At 58.5% G+C, this 16,390-nt stretch carries 20 protein-coding genes and 1 pseudogene; 9 read left to right on the forward strand and 12 right to left on the reverse strand.

The genetic code is table 11. The features are described from left to right. The 3 genes from AC244_RS33900 to AC244_RS33910 all read right to left on the reverse strand — a co-directional run. On the reverse strand, positions 1-84 hold an 84-nt coding region (locus AC244_RS33900), incomplete at its 3' end, for a type II toxin-antitoxin system prevent-host-death family antitoxin (RefSeq protein WP_152976234.1). Positions 85-352: 268 nt separating this feature from the next. Then, on the reverse strand, positions 353-643 hold the full coding sequence (locus AC244_RS33905; RefSeq protein ID WP_053253216.1) for a type II toxin-antitoxin system RelE/ParE family toxin: 291 nt from the start codon (positions 641-643) through the stop codon (positions 353-355). Beyond that, positions 631-909, reverse strand: coding sequence for a CopG family ribbon-helix-helix protein (locus tag AC244_RS33910; protein WP_053253217.1), 279 nt, complete (start codon positions 907-909; stop codon positions 631-633). The genes AC244_RS33905 and AC244_RS33910 overlap by 13 nt, the downstream gene beginning before the upstream one ends. A gap of 160 nt (positions 910-1,069) precedes the next feature. Here AC244_RS33910 and AC244_RS38705 point away from each other — a divergent pair. Further along, positions 1,070-1,313 (forward strand): annotated as a pseudogene (locus AC244_RS38705) (DDE-type integrase/transposase/recombinase); the annotation flags it as partial. Positions 1,314-1,388: 75 nt separating this feature from the next. Here the strand turns inward: AC244_RS38705 and AC244_RS33915 are convergent. Further along, positions 1,389-1,874: an Lrp/AsnC family transcriptional regulator gene (locus tag AC244_RS33915; RefSeq protein WP_053253218.1), complete on the reverse strand. Its 486-nt coding sequence runs from the start codon at positions 1,872-1,874 to the stop codon at positions 1,389-1,391. A gap of 173 nt (positions 1,875-2,047) precedes the next feature. Between AC244_RS33915 and AC244_RS33920 the strand changes: the two genes are divergently transcribed. The 5 genes from AC244_RS33920 (at position 2,048) to AC244_RS33940 (ending at position 6,117) form a co-directional block, all read left to right on the forward strand. Beyond that, positions 2,048-2,824, forward strand: a complete 777-nt coding sequence (locus AC244_RS33920) for an ABC transporter ATP-binding protein (protein WP_053253219.1) — start codon at positions 2,048-2,050, stop codon at positions 2,822-2,824. Between the two features lie 34 nt (positions 2,825-2,858). Next, complete coding sequence (locus AC244_RS33925; RefSeq protein ID WP_053253220.1) at positions 2,859-3,632, forward strand: transporter substrate-binding domain-containing protein; 774 nt, start codon at positions 2,859-2,861, stop codon at positions 3,630-3,632. A gap of 7 nt (positions 3,633-3,639) precedes the next feature. Next, complete coding sequence (locus tag AC244_RS33930; protein WP_053253221.1) at positions 3,640-4,365, forward strand: ABC transporter permease; 726 nt, start codon at positions 3,640-3,642, stop codon at positions 4,363-4,365. A 12-nt stretch (positions 4,366-4,377) separates the two neighbouring features. Beyond that, positions 4,378-5,067 carry an ABC transporter permease gene (locus AC244_RS33935; protein ID WP_053253222.1) on the forward strand — a complete coding sequence of 230 codons (690 nt, stop codon included), beginning with the start codon at positions 4,378-4,380 and terminating at the stop codon, positions 5,065-5,067. Positions 5,068-5,208: 141 nt separating this feature from the next. After that, positions 5,209-6,117, forward strand: coding sequence for a homocysteine S-methyltransferase family protein (locus AC244_RS33940; RefSeq protein ID WP_053253223.1), 909 nt, complete (start codon positions 5,209-5,211; stop codon positions 6,115-6,117). A 524-nt stretch (positions 6,118-6,641) separates the two neighbouring features. Here AC244_RS33940 and AC244_RS37820 read toward each other — a convergent pair. From AC244_RS37820 to AC244_RS33965, 6 genes are all read right to left on the reverse strand, one after another. Continuing rightward, positions 6,642-6,803, reverse strand: coding sequence for a hypothetical protein (locus AC244_RS37820; RefSeq protein WP_202596160.1), 162 nt, complete (start codon positions 6,801-6,803; stop codon positions 6,642-6,644). A gap of 427 nt (positions 6,804-7,230) precedes the next feature. Continuing rightward, complete coding sequence (locus AC244_RS33945; protein ID WP_053253224.1) at positions 7,231-8,001, reverse strand: ABC transporter ATP-binding protein; 771 nt, start codon at positions 7,999-8,001, stop codon at positions 7,231-7,233. Between the two features lies 1 nt (position 8,002). Next, a complete protein-coding gene (locus tag AC244_RS33950) occupies positions 8,003-8,851 on the reverse strand; it encodes an ABC transporter ATP-binding protein (protein WP_053253225.1) in 849 nt (282 codons plus the stop codon). After that, complete coding sequence (locus tag AC244_RS33955) at positions 8,844-9,755, reverse strand: ABC transporter permease (RefSeq protein WP_053253226.1); 912 nt, start codon at positions 9,753-9,755, stop codon at positions 8,844-8,846. Before AC244_RS33955 ends, AC244_RS33950 begins: the two co-directional genes overlap by 8 nt. Positions 9,756-9,759: 4 nt before the next feature. Beyond that, the gene (locus AC244_RS33960) at positions 9,760-10,827 is read right to left on the reverse strand and encodes an ABC transporter permease (protein ID WP_414735991.1); all 1,068 of its coding nucleotides are present in this window, start codon (positions 10,825-10,827) and stop codon (positions 9,760-9,762) included. A 19-nt stretch (positions 10,828-10,846) separates the two neighbouring features. After that, positions 10,847-12,406 (reverse strand): ABC transporter substrate-binding protein, encoded by a 1,560-nt coding sequence (locus tag AC244_RS33965; RefSeq protein WP_234717121.1) that lies wholly within the window; start codon positions 12,404-12,406, stop codon positions 10,847-10,849. Positions 12,407-12,570: 164 nt separating this feature from the next. On the opposite strand from AC244_RS33965, the gene AC244_RS33970 reads away from it, so the two are divergent. From AC244_RS33970 to AC244_RS33980, 3 genes are read left to right on the forward strand one after another with little or no spacing between them, the layout of a single operon-like run. After that, positions 12,571-13,281: a GntR family transcriptional regulator gene (locus AC244_RS33970; protein WP_053253228.1), complete on the forward strand. Its 711-nt coding sequence runs from the start codon at positions 12,571-12,573 to the stop codon at positions 13,279-13,281. Between the two features lie 13 nt (positions 13,282-13,294). Further along, the gene (locus tag AC244_RS33975; protein WP_053253232.1) at positions 13,295-14,203 is read left to right on the forward strand and encodes a dihydrodipicolinate synthase family protein; all 909 of its coding nucleotides are present in this window, start codon (positions 13,295-13,297) and stop codon (positions 14,201-14,203) included. 11 nt (positions 14,204-14,214) lie between these two features. Continuing rightward, positions 14,215-15,354: a mandelate racemase/muconate lactonizing enzyme family protein gene (locus tag AC244_RS33980; protein WP_053253229.1), complete on the forward strand. Its 1,140-nt coding sequence runs from the start codon at positions 14,215-14,217 to the stop codon at positions 15,352-15,354. A gap of 331 nt (positions 15,355-15,685) precedes the next feature. On the opposite strand, the gene AC244_RS33985 is transcribed toward AC244_RS33980, so the two are convergent. Beyond that, positions 15,686-16,093, reverse strand: a complete 408-nt coding sequence (locus tag AC244_RS33985; protein WP_053253230.1) for a type II toxin-antitoxin system VapC family toxin — start codon at positions 16,091-16,093, stop codon at positions 15,686-15,688. Further along, complete coding sequence (locus AC244_RS33990; protein WP_014332761.1) at positions 16,093-16,347, reverse strand: type II toxin-antitoxin system Phd/YefM family antitoxin; 255 nt, start codon at positions 16,345-16,347, stop codon at positions 16,093-16,095. The genes AC244_RS33985 and AC244_RS33990 overlap by 1 nt, the downstream gene beginning before the upstream one ends. Between the last annotated feature and the right edge of the window lie 43 nt (positions 16,348-16,390).

The raw sequence follows: 16,390 nt of genomic DNA on the forward strand, positions 1-16,390 counted from the left end.
CGTGACAATCTGCGGCCCTTCATGGCGCGCCTTCTGCACCACCTTCGAGAATTGGTTCTTGGCGTCCTGCAGTTGCCATTCCATAGTTTCGCTCCAAGTTGGCTAGACTGTCTAGCTATATAGTCCTGTTTGTCTGCCATTGAAAGTGCCAATGTACCACGCGGCCGATCGACGGCCTGCGCGCGACGCCGCACGATCGGCGATCTCGATTGTCCGTCCGCGCGGACGACTAATCTTCCTCACGTCATGGAACGACGGCTACCGAAAATCCCACGCCGTCGTTTCCAGACCAGCATTGCCCGTTTCAGCCCAGCATTGAGAACAGTCGCTCAAGGCGACGCCGGTGGCACTCTCAAAAACCAGCTTCTTTCTGATGGCGCACGGCTAGGATTGTCAAAATGTCCCCATCAATACGGTAGCGGGTGATGTACCCGCTATCTCCAAAATCAGTGAGCCACTCTCGATATTGATCAGGCAGATCATCAATGAGGCGCCCCATTTTAGGATGTGCGCCAAGGGCTTGCACACCCTTCAGAATGGCTTCACCCGCTCGCTTGGCTGCCAATGGGCTTTTGGGCCGCAAGAATTTTCGAAGGCGTTCAAGGTCACGAACAGCTGCTGGCGAGAAGACTATTTGTGGCATTCAGGTGCGGCGCTCTCGTCGTCCGTTCCCCACGTGGATAGCCATTTTCCGACCTCGTCCGCAGTGGCATGAAGGCCCGTCGCTTGATACTCCTCCCACGCGTTGAGCGTGTCGTGTCGCAATGCCTCTCGCTTCTCTTCTCGCTCCACATATTGCGCAATCGCTTCGCGCATGATCCAGTGAGACGATCGGCGGCGGATTTCGGCCAAGTGTTGAACGCGGCCTTTGAGCTCATCATCGAGCTTAAGCGAGGTCGGAGATGCCATGGCAACCCTCCTTGGTTAAAGGTAATACCAGGCGCTAAATATAAGCGCTGTCGTTTCACTTGTCTATTATCCAGCTGAAACTTGTACGCCCCACGACCGACAATTCCCTTGCTCTTGAACGGAATCGAACGCTTGTTCTCGTTTCCGACTAACGCGACGGTCGGCGAGAGGGATTATTGCCTCGCATCAAACGATCCGGCTGTAGGCGGATAGATTCGGGCGTAATTTTGCCAACGAGATCCACCGTCGTTCATCCGGGCGGCTTAGCGACAAGTGGCACCTCGATGAAGCCGTCGTTTTGATCGGCGGCAAGAAGCACTGGCTCTGGCACGCTTTCGATCAGGACGGCTCACTCTTGAGGGCTGGTGCAAAGTCGTCGCGAGTTCGCTCCGGAGGATCGGCTTTCACCTCCCCAACGCAACGACAGCTGAACGTAGCGCCGTACCGTACGATTAAAGAGCACACCAAGTGTCGAACATCTATTTGCCGTCGCTTTCAAAGCCGGCCAACGGGACGAACAGGCCGAGTTTAACATCTCGCAACACCACATTGGTATGCATGCGCCGGATTTGCGGGTTTTCCGCCATGATGGTTGCAGCAATGTCGTCGTAGTGCTCGACGTCACACGCCGTGACGATCGCGATGAGATCGACTGCACCAGTGACATAGTAGACCTGTTGGATGTGATCCTGCTTCTCCGCCCAGAGACGAAACTTGGCGAGAGCATCATAGTTGTCCCGCTCGATTTCCATTCCGACGATGAACACCATAGGCGTTCCCGTTGCCTTGCGATCGAGAACGGCAACCTCGGCCTTGATGATTCCCTCCTCGCGCAGACGTTTCAAACGTCGCTGCACTGCCGAGGTCGAAAGTCCGACACTTTCTGCGATGGTTTCAGCCGTAAGCTGACAATTGCGTTGAACGACATCGAGAATGTCTCGATCAAATCCATCAAGTTTTTCCATTCCGCCCCCTCCGCCCAGCGATTAAATTGCCCGAACGCAGCGGCATTCTATCACATAAAGTGCGCGTGGAACAAATTTCTGCACAAAATGTGCAAATTGATCTGAAATTTCGCGCAAAAACGGCGTCTGTCGGCGATATTCTCCGCGCAATTCTCACGAGATCGGGACCGCGCATGACAGAAACGTCTTTTCAGGCACTTCGGGTGGATGACCTGCACAAGAGCTTTGGTCCGAACGAAGTCCTCAAGGGCGTTTCACTGAAAGCCCAAAACGGTGATGTAATCTCGATCATCGGCTCGTCAGGCTCCGGAAAGAGCACGTTCCTGCGCTGCATCAATCTACTGGAAGTGCCGGATCAAGGGCGGATCGTCGTAAACGGCGAGGAAATCGTCTTGAAGCGCAGCCGTACCGGGCGCTTGCAGCCGGCGACCTGGCGACAGGTCGAGCGCGTTCGAACCGGGCTCGGCATGGTCTTCCAGAGCTTCAATCTTTGGGCGCATCGAACCGTGCTCGAAAACGTAATCGAGGCCCCGGTCCACGTCATGGGTGTCGCCCGCCGCGAGGCCATCGAGAAAGCCGAAGCTCTCCTCGACAGAGTTGGCCTCTATGACAAGCGTGATGCCTATCCTGCGTTCCTTTCGGGCGGGCAGCAGCAGCGTGCCGCAATTGCACGGGCGCTTTGCGTCGATCCTGCCGTCATGCTGTTCGACGAACCGACCTCTGCACTCGATCCTGAACTGGTCGGCGAAGTCCTGAAAGTCATCCGCGATCTTGCAGAGGAAGGCCGAACAATGCTGCTCGTCACCCATGAGATGCGTTTTGCCCGGGATGTTTCCAGCCACGTTGTCTTCCTGCACCAGGGCCAGGTCGAAGAAGAGGGATCGCCAAGCCAAATTTTCGATGCTCCGCTCAGCGCACGCTGCCGGGAATTCACCGGCATGGCCGCCTGACCGTCACAGAAATTCCAATCAGGAGAAACCACGAATGAAATTGCTGCCCTTTCTTCTCGCCGGCGCCGCCTTTGCCGCTTCTTCGCTAACGGCTCAGGCAGAGGTCCGTTTCGGTGTCATGAACGAATCTTACCCGCCCTTCTTCGCCAAGGATGCCGCCGGTCAATGGCAAGGATGGGAAATCGACCTGATGAACGCGGTCTGCGAGGAGATGAAGGAGACGTGCTCGATCGTCGAACTCTCCTGGGACGGCCTCATCCCGGCTCTTCAGAGCGAAAAGTTCGACGTGATCTGGTCGTCGATGTCGCAAACTGCTGAGCGCTCGAAAATCATCGACTTCACCGACAAGTACTACAACACTCCAAGTACCCTGATCGGCCCGAAAGACCAAAAGCCAGGTGCAACCCCTGACGACGTCAGGGAAAAGACGATCGGCATCCAGGTCTCGACCATTCAGTCGGATTACTACAAGAAATATTTCGCCGATGTGGCTGAGCAGAAGACGTATCAGACCCTTGATGAAGCGTTCCAGGATCTTGCGGCCGGCCGCATCGACTATGTCTTCGGCGACTCGCTCGCTCTCGATGCTTTCCTGAAAAGCGACGGCGGACAGGAATGCTGCGCCAAGATGGGCGATGTCGCCGATGACAAGGACATTCTCGGAGCCGGTGTTTCCGGCGGTCTGCGTAAGGAGGATACCCAACTCAAGGCGAAGCTGAATGCCGCGATCGCTGCCGTTCGCACGAGTGGTAACTACGACGCAATCACGAAGAAGTACTTCGACTTCGACATTTACGGCGCAAAGTAATCCGAAGATGTCCGCCCCCCAGCAAGGTATCCTGGATCTGCTCGCCCTTCATCCTCCCGGATGGGGTGGGACCTTGCTGGCGGGCGCCGCATCGACGATCGCGATCTCTGCGGGCGCGTTTGCGGTCGGCCTCGTGCTCGGCGCAGGAGGCGCTTTTGCCAAGCTTTCCGGGAACAGGCTCCTGGTTCGGTTGCTAAATCTCTATACGACGGCCGTGCGCGCCATCCCGGAACTGATTTTGATCGTCGGCCTCTATTATGCGGGAATGGATGGCCTCAATCGGCTCCTGGCCGCGGTCAGTATACCTGCCGTCGAAATCAATGGCTTCGTCGCCGCAGTCGCCGTCCTCGGCTTTGTGCAAGGCGCCTATATGACGGAAGTCCTGCGTGGGGCGGTCCTTGCCATCCCCGCGGGCCAGCTTGAGGCGGCGAAGGCCTTCGGCATGCGGCCGATGCTGCGCCTGCGCCGTGTGATCCTGCCTGCCCTGTTGCCGAATGCACTACCGGGTCTTGCCAATCTGTGGATGTCGATCACCAAGGATAGCGCACTTGTCGCCGTCGTCGGTTACCAGGAACTCGCGCTCGCTACTCGCCTTGCAGGCGCAAGCACCAAACACTACTTCCTGTTCTTCCTCGCTTCCGCCCTCATCTATCTTGCCATCACGCTCGTTTCCAACGTCGTCTTCAGGCTGATCGAGCGCCATGTACGGCGCGGCCAGCACACCCTTGCCTGAGGAGGAGGAGCAATGACCTTCTCATGGATAACTGCCTATTGGCCTCTCCTGTTGGCAGGCGCCGGACAGACGGTGCTACTGCTGCTGATCTCGGTCGTGTTCGGGTTTGTGATCGCTATCGGCCTCGCCTTTGCGCAGGTGAGCGGCGGCAGGCTGACGCGGCATTTTGCCCGTGCATACTGCACGTTCTTCCGCGGCACGCCTCTGCTCATCCAGCTGTGGCTTCTCTACTATGGCGTCGGATCGCTGCTGCCGATGATCCCAGGCATCCGTCAGAGCCTCTTCTGGCCGATCCTGCGCGAAGGGTTCTTCTTCGCGGCTCTAAGCTTTACGTTGAACTATGCGGCCTACGAAGCCGAAGTTCTGCGTGGTGCCCTGCTCGCAGTGCCGAAGGGCGAACTGGAAGCGGGCTACGCGTTCGGCATGCGGCGCTCCACGCTCGTCCGACGCATCTGGCTGCCTCGCGCCATTCGCATCGCGTTGCCGACGATCGGCGGCGAGATCGTCATGCAACTCAAAGCCACCCCGCTCGCCTTTACGGTGACAGTGATGGATCTTTATGCCGTAGCCAGCATGGTGCGCCAGGACACGCTGCTCGTCTACGAGCCGCTGATCGTCGTCACAGGCTTCTACCTTGTTCTCACGGCCATCATCGCCAGCGCCTTTCGCCGCTTTGAGGCACAGGTGCCGTTGCGACGGTAACTTCGATCGGAGCCCAACACGTGATTTGCGCGCGGCCGAACCCAATCGCGACCCTAACTGCCTGACCGCTTGCTTGCCTCGACCGTCCCCGTTTCCGAATGACGTGCCCCGGAGCGTCTATCCCCATATGGAGCTTTCTGCATGAATAAACTTAGCATTCTCGATGGCGGCATGAGCCGCGAACTCCTGCGCCTTGGCGCAGAACTGAAGCAGCCCGAGTGGTCGGCGCTTGCACTCGTCAATTCGCCAGACATCGTGCGAAAGGTACACGAGGAATTCATCGCGGCCGGTTCGCAGATCGTCACGACGAACAGTTACGCACTCGTCCCCTTCCACATCGGCGAGGAGCGGTTTCAGAAGGACGGGGCAGCACTCATCGCGCTTTCGGGTCAATTGGCACGCGAAGCGGCGGCGGCAGTTCCGGATCAAAGCGTTCTCGTCGCCGGTTCGCTGCCACCGATATTCGGGTCCTACGAACCGCTCAACTTCGATCCGTCGCGCGTGCAAGACTATCTGAAGGTCCTTGTCGACAACTTGGCCCCCTATGTGGACATCTGGCTCGGCGAAACCCTGAGCCTGATTGCCGAAGGGGAAGCTGTCCGTACTGCCATTTCCGGGTTCGGCAAGCCGTTCTATATTTCGTTCACCCTGGCCGACGACAAGGCGCAGATAGCGGGAGGCGAACCGAAGCTGCGCTCCGGGGAAACAGTGGAGGATGCGGCGAAGTGGGCGGCATCGTCCGGCGCCGAGGCGCTCTTATTCAATTGCAGCAAGCCAGAGGTAATGCATGCTGCGGTCGAAACGGCAGCACGCGTCTTCAAGGAGTGCGGTTCTCATCTCGAGATCGGCGTTTACGCCAATGCTTTCGAAGGCGAACAGACCGCCTCCGGAGCGAATGAGGGCCTTCACGACACTCGAGAGGATCTCACCGGCGACGCCTATTCGCGCTACGCCTGTTCCTGGATGGAAGCCGGCGCAACAATCATCGGCGGCTGCTGCGGCATCGGCGCCGAGCATATTCATCGGATGACAAAAACGCTGAGGAACTGATCGCGTGCTCAAATGTTCCTTGCGCGCATGAGAAGCGATCTTGTCATGGCGGGTCTCGATCCAAAATGAACGGGCTTGGCATCAGGACTGGAGTACAATGGCTGGATGCGGTCAGCGCATCGAAGAAGAGAGATGTAATCGCCTGGCTCAAAGACGAAATCATTCGCCTCTACTAATCCGAAGCAGATCTGCAGGCATTTCCATCGACCCTTTTTGGGGGGCTGGAGCGCCTCTGCGATGGCGAACCGGACGCGCTGCAGGCGTTTCACCCGCACATCCTGCGCCGCTATCGGCAGGCGCAGGAACGGACGCTTGCGAAGCTCACTCCGGGGATCGCCGGCGTTTCGCCTTCCCGCAGAACATCTCTGGATCCTCACCTCAAGTGGGTCCTCGGTTGTCGAATCCAATCGTCGTATGCTGAACTCGCCGATTGAAAGCCTGCGCTTTTGGACAGCTCTGGCGAAGGAGGACGACGCTTGCCGAGTGCGTCGTTCAGGAAGGTCTGGCGGTGCGATATTCGTTCGTCACCTGGGCCTCAGCATGCCCGACGCGACGCACGTATCGTACGACAGCTCCGCATCGGCGTACATATCGTCGAAGTAGATCGCGGCCGCGACCTGCACTTCGTTCTCGGCCAGACGGTTGAGATTGTAGAGATTGCCTGCCGTAGCTCTTATACTGAGCAAGCGCTTCGCCCCACGCTCGAAATGGCCGCTTTGAGCGGAATCGAACCAGAGTTCGAAGCGCGAATTGCTCCTCTTTAAATAAGCAAGAATTAATTTTCGTTCATTAACCGTGAGTCATGCGTACGACGCCTTACTGACCGCTACCGCGGCAGTGGAACGAAACGGGATGACCATGCTCAGCTCCAGCCCAGCTCCAGAGACTCGGGAACGTTGAGCAACGGGCCGAGGGCGCGGCCGAGTGTTCGCCTATCGCGCCTACACGGAAATAATCAGCGACGGAGCAAGCCCCTAGCGCCTAAAGAGTTCCCGACGGTAGATCACGCAGTTGCAGAAGCACGGGATGACCAGAACATCTGACACCTGTGCGCGAAAGATCGGGGGTGGGGCAAAGTAGATGCCCAGCAGCCAATCGCCGACCTAAGTGCATTTATGACGCCAACTTCCGCGGCGGAACATATCCCCTGCTGCCATCCAGCAATGTCCTTGTGTAGGGGTGCTGAACACTGCCTTGCAGAAGCTGCTCGCGGCTGGCCACCTCGACGAACTGGCCGTCCAACATCACCGCGACTCGGTTGCAAAGATGAGCGATCACCGCCATATCATGACTGACGAGCACATATGTCAGCTTATCCCTTTCCTGCAGATCCTTCAGGAGGTTCAGGATCTCAGCCTGGATCGACACGTCGAGCGCCGAAGTCGGTTCATCGAGAAGCAGAATGCGCGGATTGAGAATCAAAGCCCGGGCGATTGCAACGCGCTGGCGCTGACCGCCAGAAAGCTGGTGCGGAAAACGGTGTCGAAAGGCAGGCGGCAAACCAACGTCGCGCAGCACCCGCTCTACGCGCTCCTGCCTCTGATCGAGGCCATGGACTTCCAGCGGTTCCAAGAGCGTTCGGCCGATTGTATGGCGGGGATGCAACGAGCCGAATGGATCCTGAAACACCATCTGCTGCTTGGCAAGTTGCAAGCGCGACCGTTTCGGCCCCACCCCCTCGCCGTCTATCGAAACGGAACCGCTCCAGCCCTTGATGCGACCGGCGAGAGCGCCGAGAACCGTCGACTTGCCGCAACCACTTTCACCGACCAGGCCAAAGGTTTCGCCAGGCTCAACATCGAAGGCGACGTTCTTGACCACTTGCTTGAAATCGTTACCGCTGCCGAAGGACACGGCAAGATCGTTGACCGATATAATGGACATGTCACGCCTCCGCCCAGCTTGCCTGTCGTTTCAAAACTTCCAGCCTGTCTCTCGGATGATCGAGACTTGGCAACGCCTCCAGAAGTCCGCGGGTGTAGGGATGCGTCGCCTGGTCGAGTTTCGAAGCATCAATGGTTTCGACGATCCTGCCCGCATACATGATAATGACCCGGTCGCAGAAGCTCTTCACCAAGTTGAGATCATGCGAAATGAAGATCAGCCCGATATTTCGCTCGCTAATCAGATCGTCGAGGATTGACAGCACCTGCTGGCGCACCGTCACGTCGAGCGCCGAGGTCGGCTCATCGGCGATGATGAGGGAGGGCGATGAGATCAGCATCATCGAGATCATGATCCGTTGACCCATGCCGCCCGAGACTTCGTGCGGGTAGAGATTGAAGACGCGCTGTGGATCACGGATGTTGACGCGCTCCAGCATCGCAAGCGTGCGTTCACGCGCCGCCTTCCTTCCAAGTCGCTCGTGAAGGATGACAGTCTCGGCGATCTGCTCGCCCACCGTCATGACCGGGTTAAGCGAATACTTCGGATCCTGCAGGATCATGGAGATCCGGCTTCCGCGGATCGCCCGCATCTCAGCCTCGCTCGCGGTCAGAAGGTCGACATCCTCAAACCGCATCTCGTCGGCGACGACACGGGCTGTAGCCGGTTGCAGCCGCATGATCGCGCGACCGGTCGTGCTTTTGCCAGAGCCGGATTCGCCGATGATGCCAACCTTTTCGCGACCCACTTCGAATGAGAGGTTTCTCACCGCGCTGACCACACCCGACAGGCTCGGAAACTGAACCGACATGTTCTTAACCGAAAGAATGGGCTTCGTTTGCTCAGGCATTGCGAGGATCCATGATATCACGCAGTCCATCACCAAGCAGATTGAAGGCTAGACTGACCAGAAGAATGGCTATGCCGGGGACCGTCGTCAGCCACCAGGCATCGAGAAGATATTGGCGACCGGAGGCTGCCATTGCCCCCCATTCCGGCATCGGTGGCTGCGCCCCGAGACCGAGGAAGCCGAGGCCGGCTGCCGTCAGGATCACGCTCGACATGTTGAGCGTCAATCGGATGATGATCGATGGTGCGCAGAGTGGAACGATATGGCGAAAGAGGATGCGTCCCATCCCGGCACCCTGCAGCTCTGCGGCAACGACGAAGTCTGCGGCGCGGAACGTCAACGTTTCGGCGCGCGCCAGGCGTGCGATCGGCGGCCATACAGTGAGCGCGATGGCAATGACGGCATTCTCGATGCCCGGGCCGAGGGCCGCGGAGAAGGCAAGCGCCAGAACCAGGCTCGGGAAGGACAGGAAGATATCGGTTATGCGCATCAGCACAACATCCACCCAGCCGCCAAGGTAGCCGGCCGTCGCACCTATGGCGAAGCCGATCGGAGCCACGATGACGGTCACAAGCACGCTAATATAGAGCGTCGTGCGGGCGCCGTAGACGAGGCGCGAATAGACATCGCGACCAAATTCATCGGTGCCGAACCAGTTCACCGCCGAAGGCGGCTTGAGGGCCATGGTGAGGTCTTGAAGAATTGGATCGTGGTTGGCCAGCAGCGGCGCGAAGGTTGCCACCAAGACCAGCCCGACCACTACCAGAAAGCCTGCGAAGGCCAATGGATTGGCGATCAGGCTCAACCACAAAACATAAGCCTTGTGAAGGCGCGCCTGGCGCATCGAGGAGAATTCCTCATTGATCAGCCAATTGTGGAGATCATTGAAATAACGTGTCGCCATGATGTCACCGGGTACGCGGATCAAGGAACCGATAGGTCAGATCCGACAGAAGATTGATGGCAATCGAGATGATACCGATGAGCAGGACGCTGCCCAGAACGGCATTCATGTCGGCGAAGAACAGCGCCGAAGTGAGATACTGTCCAAGGCCCGGCCAGGCGAAAACCGTCTCGATCAGCACGGTGCCGTCGAGCAGTCCGCAGTAGGCAAGCGCCACGATCGTCAGAAGCTGCACCCGGATGTTGCGGAAGGCATGCCGCCAGACGATTGCGCGCTGCCCGAGCCCCTTGGCCTTGGCGGTCAGCACATATTCCTGCCTCAACTGCTCCAGCATGAAGCTCCGGCTCATGCGGCTGAGATAGGCCATTGCGGCATAGCCGAGGATGAGCGCGGGAGCTGCGACGTGCAGCAAAGCATCCCCGAAGACTTCCCATTCACCGGCAAGGACCGCATCGACGAGGATCGAATGTGTCGGCCCATCGACCAGTCCCTCGTTGTAGACATCCAGGCGGCCGCTGCCGGGAATGAGCCCGAACTTCGCATAGAAAACGAGGATGACGATCGTACCGAGCCAGAAGATCGGCGTGGAATGGCCAAGCAAACCGACAATTCGCGCGAGATGATCGACCCATGTGCCCTTCCGCACAGCGGATATGATGCCGAGAGGAATACCAAAACCGGCACCGATGAGGGTTGCCAGAGTGGCAAGCTCCAACGTTGCCGGGAAGACACGAGCAAGATCGCTGGATACCGCATTCTTGGTCACATGCGATTGGCCGAAATCAAGATGCGCGACATTGCCGAGGTAGGTCGCAAACTGCACATAGAGCGGCTGATCCAGCCCCATCTCCTTGTAGACACGCTCGTAGGTCTCGTGATCGGCCTGGTCTCCGATCACCGCAATGACCGGGTCGGCCGGCACCATGCGGCCGACAACAAAGGTAATGACGAGCAGGCCGAGCAGCGTCGTCAGGATGACGGCGAAGGATGCCGCCACCTTGCGCAGAGCACCTAACGCTGCCTTGGCGCGTCCCGGGGCGATTGCAGATGTCTGTGAGATACTCACGATCATACTCCTCGACAGGAAGGGCTTAATCGCCTTTCGAGACAGTGTCCCAACGTGTCAACCAAGTTGAATGGCCGACATAGCCAGTGACTTCCTTGCGCACCGCCTTTGCGTCTGTGCGCTGGAAGGAAGTCACGAGTGCTGGAGACGCTTCGAGATATGCCTTGTTGATCTTCGCATAGAGATCGGCGCGCTTTTGCTGATCGGTCTCGTGGGCGGCCGCTGTCACCATGTCCTGGATGTTTTTCGGAACTTCCCAGGCGGAGCGCCAGGCGATGAGACCAGCAAGCTTTGCATCGTCGGTATTGTTCGGATTGGTCGCGTAGGATGCAAGGACAGCGTGGGGATCTGGCAGACGTTCGCCTGTACGCGCCGAGAAGATCTCGAACTCGCGGTTGCGGAATTTACCGATGTGATCGCCGCCCTGAAGGTCGAGTTTGATGCCAGCTTTGGCTGCGTTGGCCTGCAGCGACTGCGCGACTTCATACTCCGGGGTGACCGGGGTAGCGTAATAGACCTTCGAGAAGCCGTTTGGATAGCCGGCTTCTGCCAGCAACTGCTTGGCCTTTTCGATATCCAGCTTGTAGGGGGTTTCGTTCAAGGCACCCGGCAGGCCGCCGGGAATGATCGTCTGTTGCTTGATACCGTAATATTTCATCACGGTGTTGGCGAGACCGTCATAGTCGATTAGGTAGCGGAAAGCTTCGCGAACCCTCGGATTGGAAAGTATCTCGTCTTTCTGGTTGAGCGCCAGATAGTAGAATCCGAAGCCTGGTGTCTTCTGGATCTCGGCCTTACCACCCATTTCGATCGCAGCCAGGTCAGTGGACGAAAGGCGGGTTGCGACGTCAACATCGCCGGCTTCAAGCTGCAGTCGCTGGCCGGACGATTCTGGCATATGACGCAGGATGACACGGCGCATCTTCGGCGTGCCTTGCCAGTAGTCCTTGAAGGCATCGGAAATCAGGAGATCGTTGACGCGCCAGGTCTTGAGCGAATACGGACCCGAGCCCGCGTCGTTCGTCTGCAGGAATTCGCGCCCCATGTCCCCGTTCTTCTCGTTTTCGGCAAGAAGCTTGCTGTCGAGGATCGAGGTCGAGAAACTCGCAAGCGAGAACAAGATAAGGTTCGGGTTCCAGACTTCGGGCATCTGCAGCACGACCGTTGTGTCGTCCGTTGCTTTGATCAGTTCGTCGACATTCTTGTCGGTGATGCCCCACTGGCGAAGATCAACCGAAGGCGCAAGCCCGAGCTTGACCAGCCGGCGCAACGACCACTCGACATCGTTTGCCGTCAGCGGATTTCCAGAATGGAAGGTGACGCCCGAACGGATCTTGAAAGTGAACGTCTTGCCATCGTCCGACACAGTCCAGCTCTCGGCGATCCCTGGCTGCGGCTTGGTTATGTCGTCAGCGGACACAATGATCAACCGCTCATAGAGATTGGCGACGATTTCGGCCGCTTCAAGCTGGTTGAGCTCGTTGGGATCCAGCCCACGCATCGAGGACATGTTGGTCGCAATAACCAACTGGTCATCGGGCGTTGCCGCCTGCACGGCGACCGGGACGGCAAGAGTCGAGGCCATTATAGCCGACGCCATCAAAAAACTGCGTCTTTTCATAGTCGTATTCTCCTCCCTGGTGCACTGGGCCTCTCCCCAAGCGCGATTTTTCATATCGACATCGATCTGAAATCTGGTATATCAGATCTCACAAATCGATTTTGTCGTCAACGGGGGAATTTCGGGACATGCAAAACGAGGCAGCGAAAGAGCCTGGCGAAGACCGCATCGAAAAGATCGACCCGCGGTTCCTGACGACGCTTCGCGATCATGTGCACCGGACGTTGAGAACGGCGATCCTTTCAGGCCGGTTTGCGCCGGACGAGCGGGTGAACGAGCGCCAGCTCGCCGAGCAGCTCGGCGTCAGCACCACACCCATCAAGGAAGCGTTGCGTCAGCTCGAAACGGAAGGACTAGTGGAGACCTTGCCGCGCCGTGGCGTGCTGATCCGTTTCAATGCGAGCTGGGCGGAAGAAATGATCCTGGCACGCGCCGCGCTGGAATCGATGATCGCGCATCTGGCTGCCAAGCGGATCGAGAAGGACGAAATCCAGAAACTCGAGGAGATCGTCACGATGATGGCTAACGCCACCGAACACGGCATCGCCGACGATCTAATTTCGCTGAATGAGACTTTCCACGAGCAAATCCACATTGCCTCGCGATGCCAGTATCTGTCGCGCATGATCGAGCGACAGCAGTTCTACGATGGCAGCATTCGCCGCGTTATCCATTCCGATCCGCTCGAACGTGGCAAGGCGCTGGCCGAGCACACCGCGATTGCAGCCGCCATCATATCGAACGACAGCGACAAAGCGGAACGCGTGATGCGCGACCATGTCGTGCGTTCCGGTGAAACTTACCTCAACATCGTGTTCAAGAAGAAAGAGGATATTTGACGTGACCGAGGCAATGGAGAAGATCCGCAAGGCCCTTACGGGTATATCTGGCGTGCCCGTGACCCCCTACAAGAGCGATGGGAGCGTCGATACCGCAAAGCTTTCGGATCTCATCGCCCGCCTCGCCAATGCGCGCGTTCACAATCTGATGGCGGCTGGCAATACCGGCGAATTCTTCACCCTGACCATGGACGAAGTGCGCACGGTCCATACCACAACCATCAGAGCCGCCGCTGGCAAGTCGCTCGTCAGTGCGGCTGTCGGCCGCTCGCTCACGGAAGCAAAGGCCCTGGCCCGCGACGCAATCGCCGAAGGTGCCGATGCCATCATGGGACACCACCCCATGGACCCTTTCGCTGGCCCAAGCTTCCAAGCCAAATATTTCCTTGAGCTTGCAGAAGCCAGTACGGTTCCGGTCATCGCCTATGTGCGGAGTGACACTTTTTCGGTTGCCGATTTCCGCAAGCTTGTACTGCATCCCAACATCGCCGGCATCAAGTTCGCCTCCGGAAATTTGATGCTTCTTGCTGAGGTGATTCGCGCGACGAAGGATGCGCCGGCGATATGGGTCTGCGGTCTCGCAGAAGGCTGGGCGCCCGCCTTCTACGCGATGGGAGCCCGCGGCTTCACCTCTGGCCTCGTCAACGTCTTTCCGGAGCGCTCGCATGCTATTCACCAGGCGTTGGAAAACGGCGACTACGCCGCAGCCCGCGCACTCATCGATGACATTGCCGGCTTCGAGGCACTCCGCACCAAGTATCTGAACGGTGCCAACGTCACCGTCGTCAAGGAAGCGCTCGGAATGCTCGGAACCGATGTCGGCCCCGTGCGCGTGCCCGGCGTCGAAAGCCTGACCGAAGCAGAGCGAGCTGATCTACGCGCGATCGTCGACAATGTCGTCGAAAAGAGCTGTGCGGCCTAAGGAAGAGTGTCATGCATATCACAGGCTTCAAGACCTACATGCAGCGTGTAGACGACCGCCCGCGCCTGCTTTTGAAGATCGAGACCAACGAGGGCATTTCCGGCTGGGGCGAGTGCTACAACCACGGCCCGGACTGGGCGCTGCCCCCGCTCTTCGACTATCTCTTCCATCAGATCGAAGGCGAAGATCCGCGCCGCGTCGAATTCCTCGCGCTCAAGCTCAACCAGCAATGCCGCTTCCCGCCCGGAGCGCTTGGCCTTGCCGCGATCTCGGCGATTGATCACGCACTCTGGGACATCGCCGGAAAGGCCGCCGGATTGCCGGTCTACATGCTGCTGGGTGGCAATGTGCGTGACCGCGTGAAGGTCTATTGCGGTGTCTACACGGCACCCGATCCGGAAGCCGCACGAGAGCAGTCTCTCGAACTCAATGAAAAGTACGGCTACACCGCGTTCAAGCTCAGCCCCTATCGACGTGATCTCCATGCCGGACGCTGGGGCGAACTGGTCAAGGAAACCGGTGACTGGTTCGGCAAAATCCGCGAAATCACTCCTTCGCACTTCGAATACGCCTTCGATGCGCATGCAAAAATTTTCGAACCTTACCAGGCCGTGCAGCTCGCTGCCGCCATCGCGCCGAATGATCCACTCTTCTACGAGGAGCCGATCCGACCTGAGCATATTCCGGCCTGGGCCGCACTGAAGTCGAAGGTGACAGTGCCGCTGGCAACAGGCGAATCGCTCTATTCGCGCTTCGAATTCCTTTCGCTCCTGTCTGCGCGCGGCGCCGACATTATCCAGCCCGATATCTGCGTGGTCGGCGGCGTCACCGAGATGCGCCGGATAGCAGCCATCGCCGAGGCCCACTATGTAACGGTGGCGCCGCACAATCCGATGGGGCCGCTTGCAACTGCGGTCAACGTCCACTTCTGCGCAGCTCAGCCGAACTTCAAGGTGCTGGAGTTTAAGCCGCATGCTCACGCCCCCTGGGCGGCAGATCCCTATATGCCAGTGGACGGGCATATGGAATTGCGACCTGACAGGCCGGGCTGGGGTCTAGAGATCGACGAGAAGGCGCTGCAGACAGACGACTACATTCACTGGGAGCGGAAGGTCACCCGCAAACCCGACGGGGCAACCGCCTATCCGTGATAGATCGTCAAATGCAGCCCGTCCGTTGACGGGTCAAAGGGGTAGAGGGCAGCACATCCGCCCTCCACGGAGCCGGCCCGCCTGGTGCGTTTTCGAGGCGAAGATGCAGACACGTCAAGTACCTATCCTGCTCTAGGTCCCGGATCCGTACGAGCTAATACGTGAAACAAAGCGGGCTGAACTTCTAGGCCCAGCGTGCTTAGAGGCTGGCGACCAGTTCCAGTTCCCGACGATACATTATGCAACTTTAGAGGTCTAAAACAGGAACCCGTACTTCCGTCGAATGGACACATTGAATGCCGGCTACAGCCGGTGTTCGACGCCGAGCGGCTCACGCCGACGTCTCCCAAGGGTTGATCACGGAGGCGTCTGTGTCTTCGAAATCCTTGACGTTGCGTGTGACAAGGATGAGATCGTGGACGATCGCGGTCGCGGCGATCAACCCGTCGATATCGCCGCGGGGGCGGATTGCCGCGATGCGGCCCCATTCGACCGCGATTTGGTCGGTTATCGGCAAAATGCGGTCGCCATGGTCGTGGCGCAGCTTGCGCAGCCATTCGGTGAGGTGCGCGGCAGTCTTCGGATCCGACCTCTGTTTCAGGGCAATGCCGCGCATGATTTCGCCGAGGGTGAGCGCACTCAGGTGGATGCTGAGCGGATCGACAGAGCGCAGCCAGGACACCGCCTGCGGCGTGCCGCGTCGCGCCTCTGAGACGATGTTGGTGTCAACCAGATACATCAGAAGGCCACATCGCGGCTTGGCGTCTTGACGCGTACATTCACCGCATCAGCGAGCTGATCGTCCCAAGCGGGACCGCCAAGCAGATCATCGACCAGCGTTGGCCGGCCGGCGCGCAGAGCGTCGTAGTCATGAGCGGACAGCACGACGGCCGTGCGCTCACCGCGCAGCGTGACAATCTGCGGCCCTTCATGGCGCGCCTTCTGCACCACCTTCGAGAATTGGTTCTTGGCGTCCTGCAGTTGCCATTCCATAGTTTCGCTCCAAGTTGGCTAGACTGTCTAGCTATATAGTCCT

The sequence above is a fragment of the Ensifer adhaerens genome (assembly GCF_001270265.1).
GTDB classification, from domain to species: Bacteria; Pseudomonadota; Alphaproteobacteria; order Rhizobiales; family Rhizobiaceae; genus Ensifer; species Ensifer adhaerens_B.